The sequence below is a fragment of the Mesoflavibacter sp. genome (assembly GCF_964226795.1).
In the GTDB taxonomy this organism is placed as follows: Bacteria; Bacteroidota; Bacteroidia; order Flavobacteriales; family Flavobacteriaceae; genus Mesoflavibacter; species Mesoflavibacter zeaxanthinifaciens.
In genome coordinates, this window is the sequence record NZ_CAXQQP010000006.1 from 203911 (window position 1) to 221217 (window position 17307).

The window sequence follows — 17307 nt, forward strand, 5'->3', positions numbered from 1 at the left end:
TGTTTTTTTTGTTTCATTAAGATTATTAATCTATTTTTTTATAAACTTTTCTAAAGATTTTAAACCGTTAGAGTTAATCTCTAAAAAGTACATTCCTTGTGATAAATTAGTAATATTTATTTGATAATTAAGCGTATTATTTTCAAGAGATATTGTACTTATTAATCTTCCATTTATATCGTAAATGGTTAATTTTTCAATATTTGTGTTAGACGAAATATTTAAAATGTTTAATGCAGGATTTGGATAAACTTTATAGTTTTTAATCTCAAACTCTTCATTAGATAATGCTGCAGCAGGAGCAAAGCTATATATACCATCAATACCAGTAAAGTCTCCGGTTAAGGTTACTCCGCCATTATAACTACCAATAGTAGCCATAACGTTTTCAACAGTGCCAGAAGTACTTTCTCTATTAATAACTAAGTCGTTTCTTGTATATGTGCCAGCAACAGCAGTTTCCCAACCAGCAACTTCAGCTTCGGTAAAATAAAAGGTCATAGTATTATTTCCAGATTGAGTAGCTTGAGTAGCAGTAACTTCAAATTGCTTATCCATTGCTAATAATGGAGCTGTACTACCATTAATTGGTTGTCCGGCAGTTCCATCTCTATAAACACTTACATTTACACAGTCGTAATTAAAATTATCATTGTTTTCTAAACTAGCAATAATGTTACCATTACTAGAGTCGTAAGCATAAACTAATCCAGAACTAGCTAAAGGTACAATTGCATTTGTTGTTCCGTTATTAACACTAGTTTGTATGTTTGCATTACCTTGACTAGTTACAGTAAAATTATCAATAGCTAAACCATAAGCCCAATTTCCTAAATCATTATATAAGAAAGAAATTAATACGTTAGATTGTCCAGCATAAGCAGAAAGGTCTACATCTACATTGGTCCATTCAGAATAAGAAATAAGTTCTGGTCCTACATTTTGCCAAGTTAAACCATTATCTGTAGATGCTTGTATAAAACTATCTGAAGCATATTGATCATTACTATCTGTATAAATAATATCAAAATTTAAATTAGCTGTACTGTAAGCAGAAAAATCAAATGGAGTAGTGTACATTAAGCGTTCTTGGTTCATGTTACAATTACAAGCATCATCATTAACATAAGCAAAGTTAGTTGAGTTACCAACTGTACTCCAAGAGGTAGATGAAGATGATGCAGCATCACCTATTGAGAAAGTAGGAAAACCATTTCCTGTAACAGTCCAATTAGTTAATCCAGATTCAAAGTCATCAGAAGCTAAAGTTACATTATTACCTATTGAAGGTTCATAATCATCGTCAATTATAGTAAAAGTTTTTGTATCTATAGTACCTAATTGAGCGTCACCACCATTTGCATTTAAAGATAGGTTTAAAGAAAAGGTTTCATCACCTTCAATAAAAGCATCATTATATACTCTAACAGTAAAAGTTTGGTCAGTATCATCTCCTGCTAAAAATGTTATAGGATTAGGTGTTATAACTTCAAAATCTTCAAGGTTTGTAGCCGTTTCATTAATGATATTAACCGTAACATCTGCATTGTTAGATGCAGGCATAGCAATTCTTAAATTAAAATCTATATCTTGATAATCGCAACCAGTAGCTTCATTTACAGTAGAAGTAGCACTAGAAAAAGTTACGTAAGGCGCTTCAGGGTTAGGGTCATCAACTCCACAGTTAGGCATATTAGCACCTATTGCAGCAATTAAATTATCACTTCTTCCGTAAGAACCATTTGGGCAACCACCAGTATTATGGATTGCAACTACTAAATGATCAGAATAGCGTATTACTGGAGACCCAGAACTACCACCTTCTGTGTCACATTGATATTCTACACGATTAGGAAAATCTCCTTGATTTGTAATCACAGCAAATCCGTTTGCATCGCCACCAACATCTGTATTTACAGCAATTTCTTTTCTTCTTCCTGCTGGATGTTGAGGTATATAAATTCTTTCTCCTACAGGTGCTATTGTAGATGATAAGCTTAAGTATCCATAAGTAGAAGTTGGGTTAACAGGTAGCATAACAAGCGTAAAGTCTAAGTTTGCGTCTGTTTGAATAAAAGTAGAAGATGTAGCTACTAGGTCTTGTAAAGCAAAAGTTGTTTCGGCACAATCAGCATATTTATAATTAAATAAAAATTCTGTATTTAATGCGTCAGTTGAGTTTTCGATACAATGGTTATTGGTCATTAAGTTTCCGTCACAACCTAATAACCAACCTGTACATAATCCACTACCACCAATAAGTAGTCTACATACAGCTTCAGATTTTCTACCCATTTCTGTACCATCGTAGCAAACAATAGCTTCTTTATCATCAAAACTACATACAGTTTCTGTGTCTTGAGGTGTCAAAATTTCAAAAGCACTACTTATTTTATCAACACTATACCCATAGGCTACAGTATCAATATCAAATCCGTAATGGTTATTATTTCCGTTTTGACTGTATAATTCAACAATTATATGATCGCTCCATATAGTTGTAGACCAAAAAGTATCAATCATTTGGTCTTCATTACCAATTAATTTACCTTGGTTATAATAGAAAAATTCTTCAGAAGTTTTTGGGCTATATACCTTTACATAATCTCCAGAGTTTAAATCAAAATTCTTAAAATGTACTTTTACATAGCCAGAACCAGTAGATCTAAATTCTTTCTGAAAAACTATACCTGTTTGATTATTAGAGTAATATGGGTTTGAGGATATGTCTACACTATATTCATCCCCAATTTTTAAACGACCACTATTGTCTTGAGCAATTATTATATTAAAACAAAAAAGAAATAAAAAGAGAAGTTTTAGTTTCATTAGTTAATTAGTTAAGGGTTACAAAGTTGTAAATATATACGAAAAAAATTAATTATGGTTTATATAATTAATTAACTAATTAAAAGAATATATCTCAAAAAAAATACTTGTTTACCTGTAACTATTGCTATAAATTTACTACAAATAAATAAAAAGGAATGACACTAGAACTCATAATATTTGTAGCCTCAATTTTATTCGGAATTTTATTGTATTGGAGAGAATCTAAAAGCAATAAAGTCTATCGGTTTTTTAATAAACTAATGTATTCTAAAGAATTACAAATGAAATCTGAAAGTAAAAAAGGATTCATTTTTCAACAAAATTTTCTGCTTAGGTTAGTTTATATAACAGTTTTGTTTTTAGTAGCAATAGTAGTTGTTCAATTTATTTTACCAATTTCAGCTTCATTAGTACAATGGTTTGTGTCTGCAATTGTAGGTACATTAATTGGTACATATCTAGCTAATTTTATACTTAAATCTAGCGATGTTATTGGTGAAAAAAGTGAATCTTTTGAAGACGTTTTAAACGAAAGTATAAACAAAGGAAAAGAGTTTATAGACGACTTAAAAACCAAAGACGCTAAAGTTGTAGAAGAAGCTAAAAATGAAATAAAAGAAGAGCCTAAAAAAGAAGAAAAAAGTGCACGTCAACGTCTTAAAGACAAAGGTTTAATGTAATTAGAACTTAATATTTTTCTTTAACAGAATTTAAAAATATGATAAAAAATTATTGGAATAAAGGCGGAAAACAAAAAGCAATCGTCGTTGTATTAACCTTGGTAATAGTTGGGCTTTTGTTCTTTTTAAGAGACGATTATCAACCTGCATTATTATTTTTTAGAAAATACATCTTCATAATAATATTAAGTGCAATTGTTTTATTTTTTGGGTTAAAAAAATTCCGAAACTCACCATCAACAGGAACACGCTTAGGTATTCTAGGTATTTTGGTAGCTTTTTTTGGATTGCTTTACGTGTTAGGTTGGCACTTAAAACTTTATGATTATATGAAAACGTATAATGTTTTTAATAATTTAAATAGAGTTGAAATTAATGAGTTGCCTCTTACACAAAACGAACGTATACAACCATTACGTAACATTTTTTCTATGGCTAACGAAAGTGTTGGCGAAACCAAAGATGTTTCCTTACCGCATTTAGTTAGAGTAGATGGCGAAAATAAATGGACTATGGCAATTCAGCCAACCGAAAAGTACGTATGGCAAGGAATAAGCGATAATACAGAAGAAGTGTTTGCAGTACCAAGCACAACTCCATTTCCTCGTTTTTCTAATGAAAACCGAATTCCTGTTACTTTTTCAATAGGAGAATCTTTAAAATTTAGCCGTAACACATACAACGCAGTGGTACAACGCTTTAATCCTTGGATGTTATTCAATTACGAGCCAAGCGACACCTATTATATGAAAAATGATAAAGGTGATTGGGTTGAAGTTGTTAGTTTAATTAAATGGAAAGGTTTTTTCTTTCCGTATCCAACCTTTGGTGGCGTTATGATTATTGAAAATGGAGAACATGATTTTAATGATTATTTAGAACGAATGGTTATTGGTAAAGGGACATTTATAGCTCCAGACCAAATGAGAAACTATCCATTTTTAACACGTCAAAATACCTTGGCAGAAAAAGTGTCACGTTTACAAGCAGAATCTTTAAAGTTTCTAGGCGGATTTAGTGATCCATTACCATGGAATATGGAAACTGCTGTAAAAATTCCTGTTTTACCAGATGATCAAAATCAGCAACCTTTTGTTACCGATTTTGATTTTTCAGAAGCTAATAAAGATGCATATAGTGGTTTATATCATTGGTTTGGTTTAGAACCAGTAGGCGATGAGCGTACCAGTTTAACTTACAGTGTTTTTGTGCCTGCAGATGGCACAGAAAAGCTATTTTACTACGATCATGCTAGTAAAAAACAAGGTTATGCAGGTGTTTCTGCAATGCCTTTAAAAGTGATAGAATCTAGAAAAGAATACGATTGGTCTGTAAATAAACCAGTAGAATTTAGACCTTATATAAAAGAAATAGCTGGTAAAAAACGTATGTTTTTTCTAGGTACTATTTCTTCAATTAAAAAGGATAATGCGCAGTTTGATGGCTCTGCAACACCAGATTTAGCATTAATTGATAGCGAATATCGTGATGTAGTTTGGATTGATGCAAAACATCCTAGTCAATGGAATAAAATAGTTTATGATCAGTTAAATGAAGCTTGGCGTGCTAGTGAAGGTATTGGTAACTTTTTTCAAGAAGATAATACTATGTTAGATGCTATAAGTGGGATGGAAGACAAAGTAATTGAAATAGACTCCACATTAACTAATTCTACAAACAAAGATTTAACTGTTGAAGAATTAAAAGCACAAATTGATTCAATTAAAAATGCCAGAAAACAAAGTGAAGTAGAACGTTTACAACGCGAACTAGACTCATTAAAAGCTTTAGAAAACTAACTAAATTGTTTAAAAATATCGTTTACAACGGTTTCAATTTTTAGGTTTTTTTGTTCTTTTTCTAAGATTTTAGCTGGTACCATTCGCTCTTTACAATCTTTGATCGCACAACGCTCGCAAGTAACACCAACATTAAAGGTTTCAATTTTTTTGTCCTCTAAAAAGTTAAGCTTTCTTTTTAATTGTTGGTTAATTAATAATCCTATACTAACGCTTCTATATTGGTCGGTTTTAAACGGATCTTTTGTTGCAGAAGACAATACTAAATACGATTGGTTACTATCTGGATAATTAGAGATTTGTAAATTAAACACATGTTTGTCGTTTGTATTTACAATGTCTTTTAACACCTTTAAAGACATCCAACGTCTGCAATAATGCTCGTTAGTTTCGTTAGCATGAGGCGAATGTTGATGTGATAAATGGAGCTCTTTGGTTAAGTAAAAGTTTGGACTATTTTTTTTATGTATAAAACGTAAGAAAAATAAATTCTGAATATTAAAATCTTTAGGTAAAATATTGGTTAAACGCTGATAAAAAGATTCTGGAGAAGCGTTAAACGATTGTGCAATTTGCACAAATTGCTTTTCGTCAAAGGTTTTTTTCTTAAATAGTTTTTCGACTTGATTAGTAAGTAATTCTTGTGGTAAAATTAACGAACCAGCAAAATAAGATGCGTAAAAGTTATTTAATACTTGATCAAAATTCTCGAATTTAATCCAGGAAAATGTATATAATCGTTCTTTATAATTCAAATAATTATACGCAATTTCTTTAGCATAAATAAACGTACGTTGGGCTTCATCTATATGATTAGCCACTAACAACGTTTTTGTTTTAGGTATAAAAATAGATCTTAAATTATCTAATTCTTTATAATTTTCTAATTCTTTATTATTAATAGTGTAGCCATATTCTTCAACTAAAATTTCTTCTAATTCTAAAGATGAAATATTAGCTTTTAAATCTAATTGATAAGCTTCTGCAAACTTAATTACGCTTTGCTCTAAAGCTTCAAAATAGTTATTATTTGCTTCTTGAAAAGAACGTACAGACGCCAAATAAAAACTTTCTTTACTAAAGCTGTAATGTTGTGCTATTTCTATAATAGTACTAATAAATGCATTGACTTTATCTGGTGCATTTGCAACAATATCTATCAAGTCGCTTTCTTTTATACCAAATAATTCTAACGGAATTTCCTTTAAAATCTTCGACTTTAAGATATCACCAATTGGCGCCAAATTTTTATCCAATTTTAAGGATACAAATTGATCGTAAGGGACATCTAATTTTTCAGATAATATTGCAATTTTATCAGGTTTAGGGTATTTTTTTCCTTTTTCAATTTCGTTTAAATACGATTTTGATAACCCAGATAATTTAGATAATCCAAATAGTGATAAATTCCTGTCAGTTCTTATCTGCTTTAGCTTTAAGCCAAAAATTAACTTAATATAATCTTCTTCCATAATAGCAAATATAATCAATTTTGCGAATATTATTTTTTAGCGAATAAATAAAAACAGCGAACGTTCGCTTGTTTTTTTAAAAAGTTTGTTTTAATATTGCTTTATAAATACAAAACGTCATGGAATACAGCACATTAAAATTACCAACAGTACAATTTTCTAAAGCGGTAAAACAGTATTACCCAGAAATTTTAACCGATGAAGCTTTAGAGTTTCTTTCTGCTTTACACGAAAAGTTTAATTCTAATAGATTACAATTATTGTCCAGACGTGTAGAACAACAAAAGGTGTTTGACCAAGGTAAATTTCCAGAATTCCCTAGAGAGACAAAAGCCATTCGAGAAGCAGATTGGACAGCAAATGCAATTCCAGAAGATCTAAAAGATAGACGTGTAGAAATTACTGGTCCAGTAGATAGAAAGATGATTATTAATGCATTAAACTCTGGCGCAAAAACCTTTATGGCAGATTTAGAAGATAGTAACGCGCCAAGTTGGAAAAACTCAATCGAAGGTCAGCAAAACTTATTAGATGCTAATAATAAGACTATTATTTTACACGATAGTAAACGTAATAAAACTTATAAATTAAACGATAAAACAGCAGTATTACTAGTGCGTCCGAGAGGATTGCATTTGAACGAAAGACATCTTTTATTTAATGATCAAGAAGCGTCTGGAAGTTTAGTAGATTTTGGTTTGTATGTGTTTCATAACACCAAAACAATGCTAGAACATGGTACTGCGCCTTATTTTTATTTGCCAAAATTAGAACATTATTTAGAAGCACGTTGGTGGAATGAGGTATTTACCTTTGCCGAAAACTATTTAAATGTTCCTGTTGGCACATTTAAAGCAACGGTTTTAGTCGAAACTATTACGGCTAGTTTTCAATTAGATGAAATTATTTACGAGTTAAAAGATCATATTGTCGGACTTAATTGCGGACGTTGGGATTACATCTTTTCATATATTAAAAAGTTTAGAAATCACCCAAATTTTGTTGTACCAAATCGCGATCAAGTAACAATGACGTCGCCATTTATGGACGCCTATTCAAAATTAGTAATCCAAAGATGTCATAAAAGAGGCATTTTAGCAATTGGCGGAATGGCGGCACAAATTCCTATAAAAAATAACGAAACAGCTAATAAAGCAGCGTTAGAAAAAGTAAGAAAAGACAAAGAACGCGAAGTAAAAAATGGTCACGATGGGACTTGGGTAGCGCATCCAGCATTGGTAGAAGTAGCAATGAATGAATTTGATAAACACATGAAAACGCCAAATCAACTTCACGTAACAAGAGATGATATTACTATAACTGAAGAAGATTTAGTAGAAATCCCAAAAGGAACTGTTAGCGAAGCAGGAATTAGAAAAAACATAAACGTCGGTATTCTTTATATCGAAGCTTGGCTACGTGGTTTTGGCGCAGTTGCACTGTATAATTTAATGGAAGATGCAGCTACAGCAGAAATCTCGAGAACTCAAGTTTGGCAATGGTTAAAAAATGAAGTAACTCTTGAAGATGGACGTGTATTTAACAATCAATTATTTACTGATATTTTTGATGATGAAGTTGAAAAATTGATCACAGAAATAGGAGACGATGCTATTAAAAACACAAAATTTGAATTAGCGATTTCGTTATTTAAATCTTTGGTAACTGCTACCGAATTTGAAGAGTTTTTAACATTACCAGCTTATAAATACTTATAAAAAAATGATCCTGCGATTGCGGCAACAATCAACAGGATCCAATTATTAATAATAAATAACTATTACAAAATTATGAAAAATTTATTTGATACTAATTACAATTCTGCTTTACAAACAATACAAGATTTAAAAGCAAAATTTGGTACAACTTGGGAAGCAATTTCGGCTCAAAATGGCGCAAGAATGAGGTTTCAAAACCAGTTTAAAACAGGTTTAGACATAGCAAAATATACTGCAGCTATTATGCGAAAAGATATGGCAGATTATGATGCAGATGCTTCAAATTATACACAATCTTTAGGTTGTTGGCATGGTTTTGTGGCACAGCAAAAAATGATTGCTGTAAAAAAACACCACAATACAACAAATAAAAGATACTTATACTTATCGGGTTGGATGGTAGCTGCGTTACGTTCAGAATTTGGGCCATTACCAGATCAATCTATGCACGAAAAAACAGCAGTTCCTGCTTTAATTGCAGAGATTTATGATTTTTTACGTCAAGCAGATGCAATTGAATTAAACGATTTATTTAGACGTTTAGAATTAGGCGAAGATGTACAAGATCAAATTGATAATTTTCAAACACATATCGTACCAATAATAGCAGATATAGATGCTGGTTTTGGAAATGAAGAAGCAACGTATTTATTAGCAAAAAAAATGATTCAAGCTGGTGCATGTGCGATACAAATTGAAAATCAAGTGTCTGATGCCAAACAATGCGGTCATCAAGATGGTAAAGTAACTGTGCCACATGAGGATTTTATTGCAAAATTAAATGCGGTTAGATATGCATTTTTAGAACTTGGAGTTGATGATGGAATTATTGTAGCAAGAACAGATTCTGAAGGTGCAGGATTAACACAAAAGCTTCCGGTAAGTAAAACAAAAGGCGATTTAGCGTCTAAATATTTAGAGTTTGTAGATGCAAATCCAGTTAATATTGAAGACGTAACCGAAAATGAAGTGTTATTAAAACGAAATGGGCAATTAGTAAAACCTTTACGATTAGCCAACGGATTGTATAAATTTAAAGAAGGCTCTAATATAGATAGAGTAGTGCTAGATTGTATTACTAGCTTACAAAATGGTGCAGATCTTTTATGGATAGAAACGCCAACACCAAACGTAAAGCAAATAGCACATATGGTAAATCGTGTAAAAGATGTTGTGCCTAATGCTAAATTAGTTTACAATAATTCACCATCGTTTAATTGGACTTTAAACTTTAGAAATCAAGTGTATGAAGAAATGTTATCTGAAGGTGAAAACATGACTGCTTACGACCGTAATAATTTAATGGATGCAGAATATGATAATACCGAATTATCGTTTAGAGCAGATCAAAAAATTAAAACATTTCAGATGGATGCAGCACGAGAAGCTGGTGTTTTTCATCATTTAATAACATTACCTACTTATCACACTACAGCGTTACACATGAATGATTTAACAAAAGGATATTTTGGTAAAGATGGTATGTTAGCTTACGTTAAAGACGTGCAAAGACAGGAAATACGCAAAGGTGTAGCTTGTGTAAAACACCAACGTATGGCTGGATCTGATTTAGGAGACGATCATAAAACTTTTTTTGCAGGAGATAATGCTTTAAAAGCTGGTGGCGCAAAAAATACTTCTAATCAATTTGAAACTAAAAAACAGGTTAAAAAAGAGGAAAATACTATAAGCGTTGTTGCTTAATTAATTTGTTAGTTTTAATTGAAAAAGCACTCTAAAAGTAGAGTGCTTTTTTTGTAACAATTATTTTGATTTTCAGACTTATAAGTAAAGCAGATTATGGGATACATGGGATTTGGTATGTTAAGTTGGGTTTATAATATGAAACCTCGTAAACCTTTTTCTGTTGAAAGAAAACCGTCTTTTACAGCTGTTCCAGTCTATAAAAGAAAATTTAAGCTTCAGCATTCTAAATCTTCATCTAAAAAAGTTGCTTTAATTGCATTAATAATCTTATTGATTGTTACACCAATTTCATTTTCTATGGTAAATCAGTTTTTAAAACATTCAAAAACTATAACTACAGCTAAGCAAAAGTTAGAAAAAAAAGAAGATAAAATTGCGTTTAATTTTTTATTAGAATCAGGTATAAATCGACTGTATTCTAAAGATTATAAAGGTGCTTTTTCAGAGTTTAAATTAGCATATAAAATCAATCCTAAACATTTACAAACGCAAACATTAATTATTGAAACCTTAACTGTATTATGCGTTAATAACAATGATTATTGCAGTTATTTAGATAAGTTTTTAAATGAAATTAATTCATATTAAATTCCATTTTAATATCTGCTCTTTTGTAAGGTGTATTTGGTTCTAGCTTAACTTCTTTAAATCCAATTTTTTTATACAAATAAATGGCATTTTCTAAAGATCTGTTAGAATAAAGCAATAAGTTTTTAAACTTATTTTCTTTAGCAAAATTTATAGCATGGTTTAATATTTTTTGTCCAATTTTTTGACCTCGCATTTCTGGTAAAACAGCCATTTTTGTAAGTTCAAAACCTTCTTTATCTTTTAATGGCATAAATGCATAGGTACCAACTATAGTATCGTTTAATTTTGCAAAAAAGATATAACCACCTTTGTTAATAATATACTTTTCAGGTTGGCTTAAAACGTCTTCATCTAAAGGTTCTACGTAAAAATAGGTTTCTAACCATTCTTTATTTAGTTTATAAAAATCTTTACTGTAAAGTTTATTAAATGGTATGATATTAATTGTTTCAGTCATTAATTTATATATATAAAGGCAAATCCAAAAAGTAGTAAACTTATAAACGAAATGAAAAAGGTTAAATTAAGAATTGATTTATCTGCAATATTTTTTTTTACCAAATCAATAATCATCCAAATAGGTATTGCGATAATTAAAACTAAACTAGGTATAGTAAATAATTCTGCTAACGCTTGAAACCATTGTGAATCAATACGATTTATGTATAAAAATAGATGAGTGACTATATAAACAAAAACTAAAAAAGCTAGAGCTAATCGTATATATTCAATTTTTAGTTTATTCATTTTTGGTGTTTTTTGCTTTAATAAAATCGGTTATTAAATAAGTAATTAATTTACCTACTTGATTGGCTGTCTTTTTTGTTGGTGCAGCTTCGCAAATATGCAAATATTTTACATGTTTTCGTTTTGCAAAATAATGTAAAAATTGTCTTGTTTTTTTAACGCTAAATCCACTTGGTGTTTTTGCACTACTTGGTATATTTATAATAGCATCGCAATCTATTTCGATACCAAATTCATTTTTACAAATATGATCTTTACCTCGTTTTAAAGCGTTTTTAAATGATGTTTTTTGTCTTACTTCTATGTCTTCATAGGTTATGTAGTCTAGCTTTTTATCAGTGTCTAAATTCTCGAAAATTGGAGTAGAGGTGTAGTTTTCATGTAAACCAAAAATAAAATACTTTTTTAAAAAACCTTCGTTGTATGCGTAGCTAAAACCATTTCCGCTATGTCTTCCTTCTAAGTTTCTAAAATCGGTATGAGCATCAAAATTAATTGTATTAATCGGTTTTTTTAAGCCTAAAGATGTACCTTTAATCATTCCGTAAGCATTATTGTGTCCACCACCAATAGCAATAGGTGTTTTACCAGCGCTAATAATTGTACAAACTAAGTCTGTAACGTGTTTATCAATTTCGGTAACCAATTTTCTTGCACTTTGTAAATGTTTTTTATCGTTTTGCTTAAGTTTTGATAGTTGTTCTAACTCTTCAGTAAAATCTAAATGTCCTAATATCAAAACTCTATTAGCTGCTGTAAAAGGGTTACTTTGTATATTTAACAAAACTTTAATTGTGGCATTCCAAGCGTTGTAAGTGCCAGTATTTCCTAGGTTTGCAAATACACCAACATCTTCTGGTAAACCAAAAATAACGTAGTCAACGTCTAAAGATTTAATTGCGTCGTATATATTAGAAACGTTGGATAATAACTTGATTTGTTCACCAAATTTTATTTCTCCATCACGAGTATTAAGTAAATTGTTTACTTCTAATTTTTCTAATAAAATTAGTTTTTCCATTTGCTTTTTATAAGTTTTGTAGAATAAAATTAAGGTTTTTAAATCAAAGTTTATCCAAAAAAAAGAATTAACGTTTCACCCTTAAAAAAATTAAATATTATGGCAAACAACACTGCAAGCACAGGATTAAAAGTAGCATTAGGTATAGCTTTAGTGTTATTTATTGGTACAGCTGTTTATACTGGATCTTTATATAGCGAAAAACAAGAAACAGAGCAGCAATTAAAAACAGAAAAAAATGATGTATTAGCCAACTTAAATGCAATGAAGTCTAAGTACGACTTAGCATTAAGCGAAAACGAAGTGACTAATCAAAATTTAGTAGATGCAAGAGAAAGAATACAAGGTCTTATAGATTCTTTACAAACTGCAGAAACTAACGTAAAAAGTTTATGGAGGTATAAACAAAAGTATCTTGCATTACAAGAAGAAATGGATGTTCTATTAACAGAAAATGACCGTTTAAAAGTAGAGAACATGCAGCTAGCAACAACTTTAGATAGTACAAAAGTGCAACTTGAAGAAAGAGCAATGTTTAATGACTCTTTAATGATACAAAATACAGCATTAGCTGAAGTTATGGAAAATGCAGCTGTCTTAAATACAGTAAACCTTAAAGGATATGGTGTTTTAGTGCGTAATAATGGTAAGTTAGTGCCTATGGAAAGAGCTAGACGTGTAGACAAAATTAGAGTATGCTATACTGTTGCTAAAAACAAGTTGGTACAATCTGGAGATAAAGAGTTATACGTGCAAGTTATTGATCCAAAAAACAATATTTTAGGAGCAAACCAACAAGTAACCTTTGGAGAGCAAACTTTAAATTATAGTGTTATTAGTAAGTTTAATTACGAAAATGGAAACTTAGATATATGTGAGTTTGTAAGTAATAATACAGACGACGATTTTGAAGATGGTCGCTATCAAGTAAACGTATTTAACGGAAACGAATTGGTATCTAGCTCTGAATTTACCCTTAAATAATATTCAGTAACAATGTAGATATTGTTAATTATTCCACTAAAAAGCCCATATTAATTTTGGGCTTTTTTTTATGCAATAACTTGACCGTTAATAATTACAGTTTCTATATTATTTTCTCCAAAAGAATACGGTAAATAATAGTAGCTAGGTATTTGTTTAGTGATTATTACATTTGCTTTTTTACCTCTGGTGATACTTCCGTATTGTTTCTCTATACCCATAGCGTAAGCACCATTAATGGTTGCTGCATTAATAGCTTCTTCTGGTGTCATTTTCATTTTTATGCAAGCTGTACTTACAACAAAATTCATATTACCACTTGGTGTCGATCCAGGATTATAATCTGTAGCTAAAGCTAAAGGTAAACCTGCATCAATCATTTTTCTTGCAGGAGTATACGGAATACTTAAAAAGTAGGAGCAAGACGGTAACGCAACCGGCATAGTATTACTACCTCTTAAAACTTCAATGTCTTCATCATTCATTTCTTCTAAATGATCTACGCTTAAAGCATTGTTTTCTACAGCTAACGCTACGCCACTAAATGCATTAAATTGATTTACGTGTATTTTTGAGGGCATATGATGTTTTTTACCAGCTTCTATGATTTGTTTAGTATCATCTAAATCAAAATATCCTTTTTCGCAAAAAATATCAATGTAGTCTGCTAATTGCTCTTTATTAATTTGCGGTAGCATTTCATTTATAATTTCATCTAAATAACCTTGTTTGTTGTTTTTATAATGTTGTGGCAGTGCATGTGCTCCTAAAAATGTAGCTCTTACTTTTACAGGAAATTCTTTTTTTATGCGTTTAATTACACGAAGCATTTTAAGTTCAGCTTCAGGTGTTAATCCGTAACCAGATTTAATTTCTAATGCGCCTGTACCTAACCTCATAACGGTTTTAACACGTTCTATTGATTGATTGTAAAGTTCTTCTTCAGAAGTGTTTTGAAGTGTTTTAGCACTATTTAAAATACCGCCACCACGATTAGCAATTTCTTCATAAGTTAATCCGTTAATACGGTCTACAAATTCTAATTCACGATTACCAGCGTAAACAATGTGTGTATGAGAATCGCACCAAGTTGGTAATACAAATTTACCAGTTGCATCAATAGTGGTTTCTGCTTCTATGGAAGCAGCATCTTCCATTGGTCCATAACTTATAATGGTATCATTTTCTATTAAGAGATATGCATCTTCTATTGTAGGAAGCGTTTTCATGTCTTTACCTGCAATAAACGATGGACAATTTTCTCTAACTTGAAGTAATGATTTTATATTGGTAATTAATATGGACATATGGTTGTTTTTAGATGAAATTCAAAGATAGATATTTTAATAAAAATTTATAATTGAAATATTCGTTCTTTTCAAGAATAATGCAGTTTGTCGAATATTTAAATCTAAGTCAAATTTTTCAAAAACTTTTTTGTACTATGTCAAGATTAACTAATTTAATCAAACATCCCTTAAAATATTAAATGATAACACCAGACTTAATACAAGCATTTAAAGATAATGTAAGTGAGTTTTATGATATTTCTTATGAGTCTTTGCACCTTTTAAAAGAAATAACAGAAGTTAAAGAGCTTAAAGCCGGAACCATTTTAGAAAATGTTGGAGATATACCTAACAGCGTTTATGTTATTATTGATGGGTATTGTAGATCTTATTTTGTAAATGAAAAAGGTAAAGAATTTACAAAAGCAATTTATAAACCTTTAGATATTTTCACTTCTTTTAATGCTATAATCAAACAAATACCGGCAGATTGTTATTATGCAACTTTAACAAAATGTACTGTAATAGTTACAAATTATAACGAATACATTAATTTAAGAGAACAACATCCTGATATATTAAAGTTTCATTTTAGTTATTTAGAAAATTTAATATGTCAAAACGATGTAAGACATAAAGAGCTTTTAAGTATGAATGCTACAGAGCGATATTTGAGTTTAAGAAAACAAATACCAAATATTGATAATTTAATACCTCAATATCAAATAGCAACTTATTTAAGTATTACACCTGTGCAATTAAGCAGAATAAGAAATAAGTTAAATCATTAACATATGTTAATGCATAAACTTGATGTTTTAGGTATTATTGTATTGTTATAATACTACACACATATTAATAACTAACTCACACACAAAAAAACCGTTAAAAAGTTAATTTTTAACGGTTTCCTTTTTTAAAGTATATAAAGTTATTATTTAAGACTTCCAACCATGTCTTCTGGTTTTACCCATTCGTCATAATCTTCTGCGCTTACATAACCTAAATTAATTGCTTCTTCTTTTAAAGTAGTACCGTTTTTGTGTGCTGTGTTAGCAATTTCGGCAGCTTTGTAGTAACCTATTTTTGTATTTAAAGCAGTCACTAACATTAAAGAATTGTTTAATAATTCTTTAATCACTGCGTGGTTTGGCTCTATACCAGATGCACAATTTATATCAAAACTTACACAAGCATCTCCAATTAATTGTGCAGACTCTAAAATATTAGCCGCCATAACTGGTTTAAACACGTTAAGCTCGTAATGTCCTTGTGTACCACCAACAGTTATCGCCACATCGTTACCCATAACTTGCGCACAAACCATAGTTAAAGCTTCGCATTGTGTTGGGTTTACTTTACCTGGCATGATAGAACTTCCAGGCTCGTTAGCAGGAATAATAATCTCTCCAATTCCAGATCTTGGTCCAGACGCCATCATACGTATATCATTAGCAATTTTATTTAAAGACACAGCAATTTGCTTTAAAGCGCCATGACTTTCTACAATTGCATCATGTGCAGCTAACGCTTCAAACTTATTTGGTGCTGTGATAAATGGTAAACCTGTAAATTCAGCAATATATTCTGCTACACGTTTATCGTAACCTTTTGGTGTGTTAAGACCTGTACCAACAGCTGTACCACCTAACGCTAATTCTTTTAAGTGGTCTAACGTGTTTTCTAACGCTTTTAAACCGTGATCTAACTGAGATACGTAACCAGAAAACTCTTGTCCTAACGTTAATGGAGTTGCATCCATTAAGTGTGTACGACCAATTTTTACAACGTTTTTAAACTCTTCAGATTTCTTTTTTAAAGTATTACGTAATTGTTTAACACCAGGTATGGTTGTTTTTACAATTTTTGTATATGCTGCAATGTGCATTCCTGTTGGGAATGTATCGTTAGACGATTGCGATTTGTTAACATCATCATTTGGTTGAATAGTTTTATCGCCTTCACCAATAGTTTTACCAGCTAATTGATGTGCACGGTTAGCGATAACCTCGTTAACATTCATGTTAGATTGTGTACCAGAACCAGTTTGCCAAATCACTAACGGAAACTGATCATCATGTTTACCTGCTAAAATCTCGTCACAAACCTTAGCAATAAGGTCGCGTTTTTCTACCGGTAACACGCCAAGCTCGCAGTTAGTGTAAGCAGCAGCTTTTTTAAGGTAAGCAAAACCGTAAACAATTTCTAAAGGCATAGATGCTGGCGCACCAATTTTAAAATTGTTACGAGAGCGTTCTGTTTGTGCGCCCCAAAGTTTGTCTGCTGGCACTTTAACCTCGCCCATTGTATCTTTTTCTATTCTGTATTCCATGGTATAGTTGATTATAAAAATAAGACTACAAATTTATAAAAAATTGAGGTCTTAATTAAGTGAATGTTAATAAGAAATAAATACTTTTTAGGGTTTGTATTTGAGATGTTGAATAATTTGTCGAAATTGTGGTTT

Annotated in this window: 14 protein-coding genes; 7 read left to right on the plus strand and 7 right to left on the minus strand. The window is 30.7% G+C overall.

All coding sequences use genetic code 11. From position 1 onward, the window contains the following. Positions 1 to 30: 30 nt before the first annotated feature. On the minus strand, positions 31 to 2829 hold the full coding sequence (locus tag ACEQT4_RS04735; protein ID WP_370226308.1) for a trypsin-like peptidase domain-containing protein: 2799 nt from the start codon (positions 2827 to 2829) through the stop codon (positions 31 to 33). 158 nt (positions 2830 to 2987) lie between these two features. On the opposite strand from ACEQT4_RS04735, the gene ACEQT4_RS04740 reads away from it, so the two are divergent. Together ACEQT4_RS04740 and ACEQT4_RS04745 are read left to right on the plus strand one after the other, a co-directional pair. Continuing rightward, positions 2988 to 3512 carry a hypothetical protein gene (locus tag ACEQT4_RS04740; RefSeq protein ID WP_370226310.1) on the plus strand — a complete coding sequence of 175 codons (525 nt, stop codon included), beginning with the start codon at positions 2988 to 2990 and terminating at the stop codon, positions 3510 to 3512. A gap of 38 nt (positions 3513 to 3550) precedes the next feature. Continuing rightward, a complete protein-coding gene (locus ACEQT4_RS04745) occupies positions 3551 to 5311 on the plus strand; it encodes a hypothetical protein (protein ID WP_370226312.1) in 1761 nt (586 codons plus the stop codon). Here ACEQT4_RS04745 and ACEQT4_RS04750 read toward each other — a convergent pair. Beyond that, positions 5308 to 6783 carry a helix-turn-helix domain-containing protein gene (locus ACEQT4_RS04750; RefSeq protein ID WP_370226313.1) on the minus strand — a complete coding sequence of 492 codons (1476 nt, stop codon included), beginning with the start codon at positions 6781 to 6783 and terminating at the stop codon, positions 5308 to 5310. The two genes, ACEQT4_RS04745 and ACEQT4_RS04750, sit on opposite strands and share 4 nt — an antisense overlap. Positions 6784 to 6902: 119 nt before the next feature. Here ACEQT4_RS04750 and aceB point away from each other — a divergent pair, with 119 nt between their 5' ends. The 3 genes from aceB to ACEQT4_RS04765 all read left to right on the plus strand — a co-directional run bounded on the left by aceB (position 6903) and on the right by ACEQT4_RS04765 (position 10796). Beyond that, positions 6903 to 8501 (plus strand): malate synthase A, encoded by a 1599-nt coding sequence (gene aceB / locus ACEQT4_RS04755; protein WP_370226314.1) that lies wholly within the window; start codon positions 6903 to 6905, stop codon positions 8499 to 8501. Between the two features lie 72 nt (positions 8502 to 8573). After that, a complete protein-coding gene (locus ACEQT4_RS04760) occupies positions 8574 to 10205 on the plus strand; it encodes an isocitrate lyase (protein ID WP_370226316.1) in 1632 nt (543 codons plus the stop codon). 96 nt (positions 10206 to 10301) lie between these two features. Further along, a complete protein-coding gene (locus ACEQT4_RS04765; protein WP_027878890.1) occupies positions 10302 to 10796 on the plus strand; it encodes a hypothetical protein in 495 nt (164 codons plus the stop codon). On the opposite strand, the gene ACEQT4_RS04770 is transcribed toward ACEQT4_RS04765, so the two are convergent. The 3 genes from ACEQT4_RS04770 to ACEQT4_RS04780 are packed head-to-tail and all read right to left on the minus strand — an operon-like array spanning position 10783 to position 12567. After that, positions 10783 to 11256 carry a GNAT family N-acetyltransferase gene (locus tag ACEQT4_RS04770; RefSeq protein WP_370226317.1) on the minus strand — a complete coding sequence of 158 codons (474 nt, stop codon included), beginning with the start codon at positions 11254 to 11256 and terminating at the stop codon, positions 10783 to 10785. The genes ACEQT4_RS04765 and ACEQT4_RS04770 overlap by 14 nt on opposite strands. Next, positions 11256 to 11546, minus strand: coding sequence for a hypothetical protein (locus ACEQT4_RS04775; protein ID WP_370226319.1), 291 nt, complete (start codon positions 11544 to 11546; stop codon positions 11256 to 11258). The genes ACEQT4_RS04770 and ACEQT4_RS04775 overlap by 1 nt, the downstream gene beginning before the upstream one ends. After that, positions 11539 to 12567 (minus strand): formimidoylglutamase, encoded by a 1029-nt coding sequence (locus tag ACEQT4_RS04780; protein WP_370226320.1) that lies wholly within the window; start codon positions 12565 to 12567, stop codon positions 11539 to 11541. The genes ACEQT4_RS04775 and ACEQT4_RS04780 overlap by 8 nt, the downstream gene beginning before the upstream one ends. Before the next feature lie 99 nt (positions 12568 to 12666). Between ACEQT4_RS04780 and ACEQT4_RS04785 the strand changes: the two genes are divergently transcribed. After that, positions 12667 to 13551 (plus strand): hypothetical protein, encoded by an 885-nt coding sequence (locus ACEQT4_RS04785; protein WP_027878894.1) that lies wholly within the window; start codon positions 12667 to 12669, stop codon positions 13549 to 13551. A 68-nt stretch (positions 13552 to 13619) separates the two neighbouring features. Here ACEQT4_RS04785 and hutI read toward each other — a convergent pair whose 3' ends face one another. Beyond that, positions 13620 to 14858: an imidazolonepropionase gene (gene hutI / locus ACEQT4_RS04790; protein ID WP_370226321.1), complete on the minus strand. Its 1239-nt coding sequence runs from the start codon at positions 14856 to 14858 to the stop codon at positions 13620 to 13622. 182 nt (positions 14859 to 15040) lie between these two features. On the opposite strand from hutI, the gene ACEQT4_RS04795 reads away from it, so the two are divergent. Further along, positions 15041 to 15631: a Crp/Fnr family transcriptional regulator gene (locus ACEQT4_RS04795; protein ID WP_370226322.1), complete on the plus strand. Its 591-nt coding sequence runs from the start codon at positions 15041 to 15043 to the stop codon at positions 15629 to 15631. Positions 15632 to 15774: 143 nt separating this feature from the next. On the opposite strand, the gene fumC is transcribed toward ACEQT4_RS04795, so the two are convergent. Next, positions 15775 to 17172: a class II fumarate hydratase gene (gene fumC / locus ACEQT4_RS04800; protein ID WP_370226323.1), complete on the minus strand. Its 1398-nt coding sequence runs from the start codon at positions 17170 to 17172 to the stop codon at positions 15775 to 15777. Positions 17173 to 17307 lie beyond the last annotated feature (135 nt).

Coding starts and splice junctions, on each gene's coding strand:
- aceB (WP_370226314.1), top strand. CDS start 6,903: ATGGAATACAGCACATTAAAATTACCAACAGTACAATTTTCTAAAGCG.
- ACEQT4_RS04740 (WP_370226310.1), top strand. CDS start 2,988: ATGACACTAGAACTCATAATATTTGTAGCCTCAATTTTATTCGGAATT.
- ACEQT4_RS04775 (WP_370226319.1), bottom strand. CDS start 11,546: ATGAATAAACTAAAAATTGAATATATACGATTAGCTCTAGCTTTTTTA.
- ACEQT4_RS04780 (WP_370226320.1), bottom strand. CDS start 12,567: ATGGAAAAACTAATTTTATTAGAAAAATTAGAAGTAAACAATTTACTT.
- hutI (WP_370226321.1), bottom strand. CDS start 14,858: ATGTCCATATTAATTACCAATATAAAATCATTACTTCAAGTTAGAGAA.
- fumC (WP_370226323.1), bottom strand. CDS start 17,172: ATGGAATACAGAATAGAAAAAGATACAATGGGCGAGGTTAAAGTGCCA.
- ACEQT4_RS04735 (WP_370226308.1), bottom strand. CDS start 2,829: ATGAAACTAAAACTTCTCTTTTTATTTCTTTTTTGTTTTAATATAATA.
- ACEQT4_RS04770 (WP_370226317.1), bottom strand. CDS start 11,256: ATGACTGAAACAATTAATATCATACCATTTAATAAACTTTACAGTAAA.
- ACEQT4_RS04795 (WP_370226322.1), top strand. CDS start 15,041: ATGATAACACCAGACTTAATACAAGCATTTAAAGATAATGTAAGTGAG.
- ACEQT4_RS04765 (WP_027878890.1), top strand. CDS start 10,302: ATGGGATACATGGGATTTGGTATGTTAAGTTGGGTTTATAATATGAAA.
- ACEQT4_RS04785 (WP_027878894.1), top strand. CDS start 12,667: ATGGCAAACAACACTGCAAGCACAGGATTAAAAGTAGCATTAGGTATA.
- ACEQT4_RS04745 (WP_370226312.1), top strand. CDS start 3,551: ATGATAAAAAATTATTGGAATAAAGGCGGAAAACAAAAAGCAATCGTC.
- ACEQT4_RS04750 (WP_370226313.1), bottom strand. CDS start 6,783: ATGGAAGAAGATTATATTAAGTTAATTTTTGGCTTAAAGCTAAAGCAG.
- ACEQT4_RS04760 (WP_370226316.1), top strand. CDS start 8,574: ATGAAAAATTTATTTGATACTAATTACAATTCTGCTTTACAAACAATA.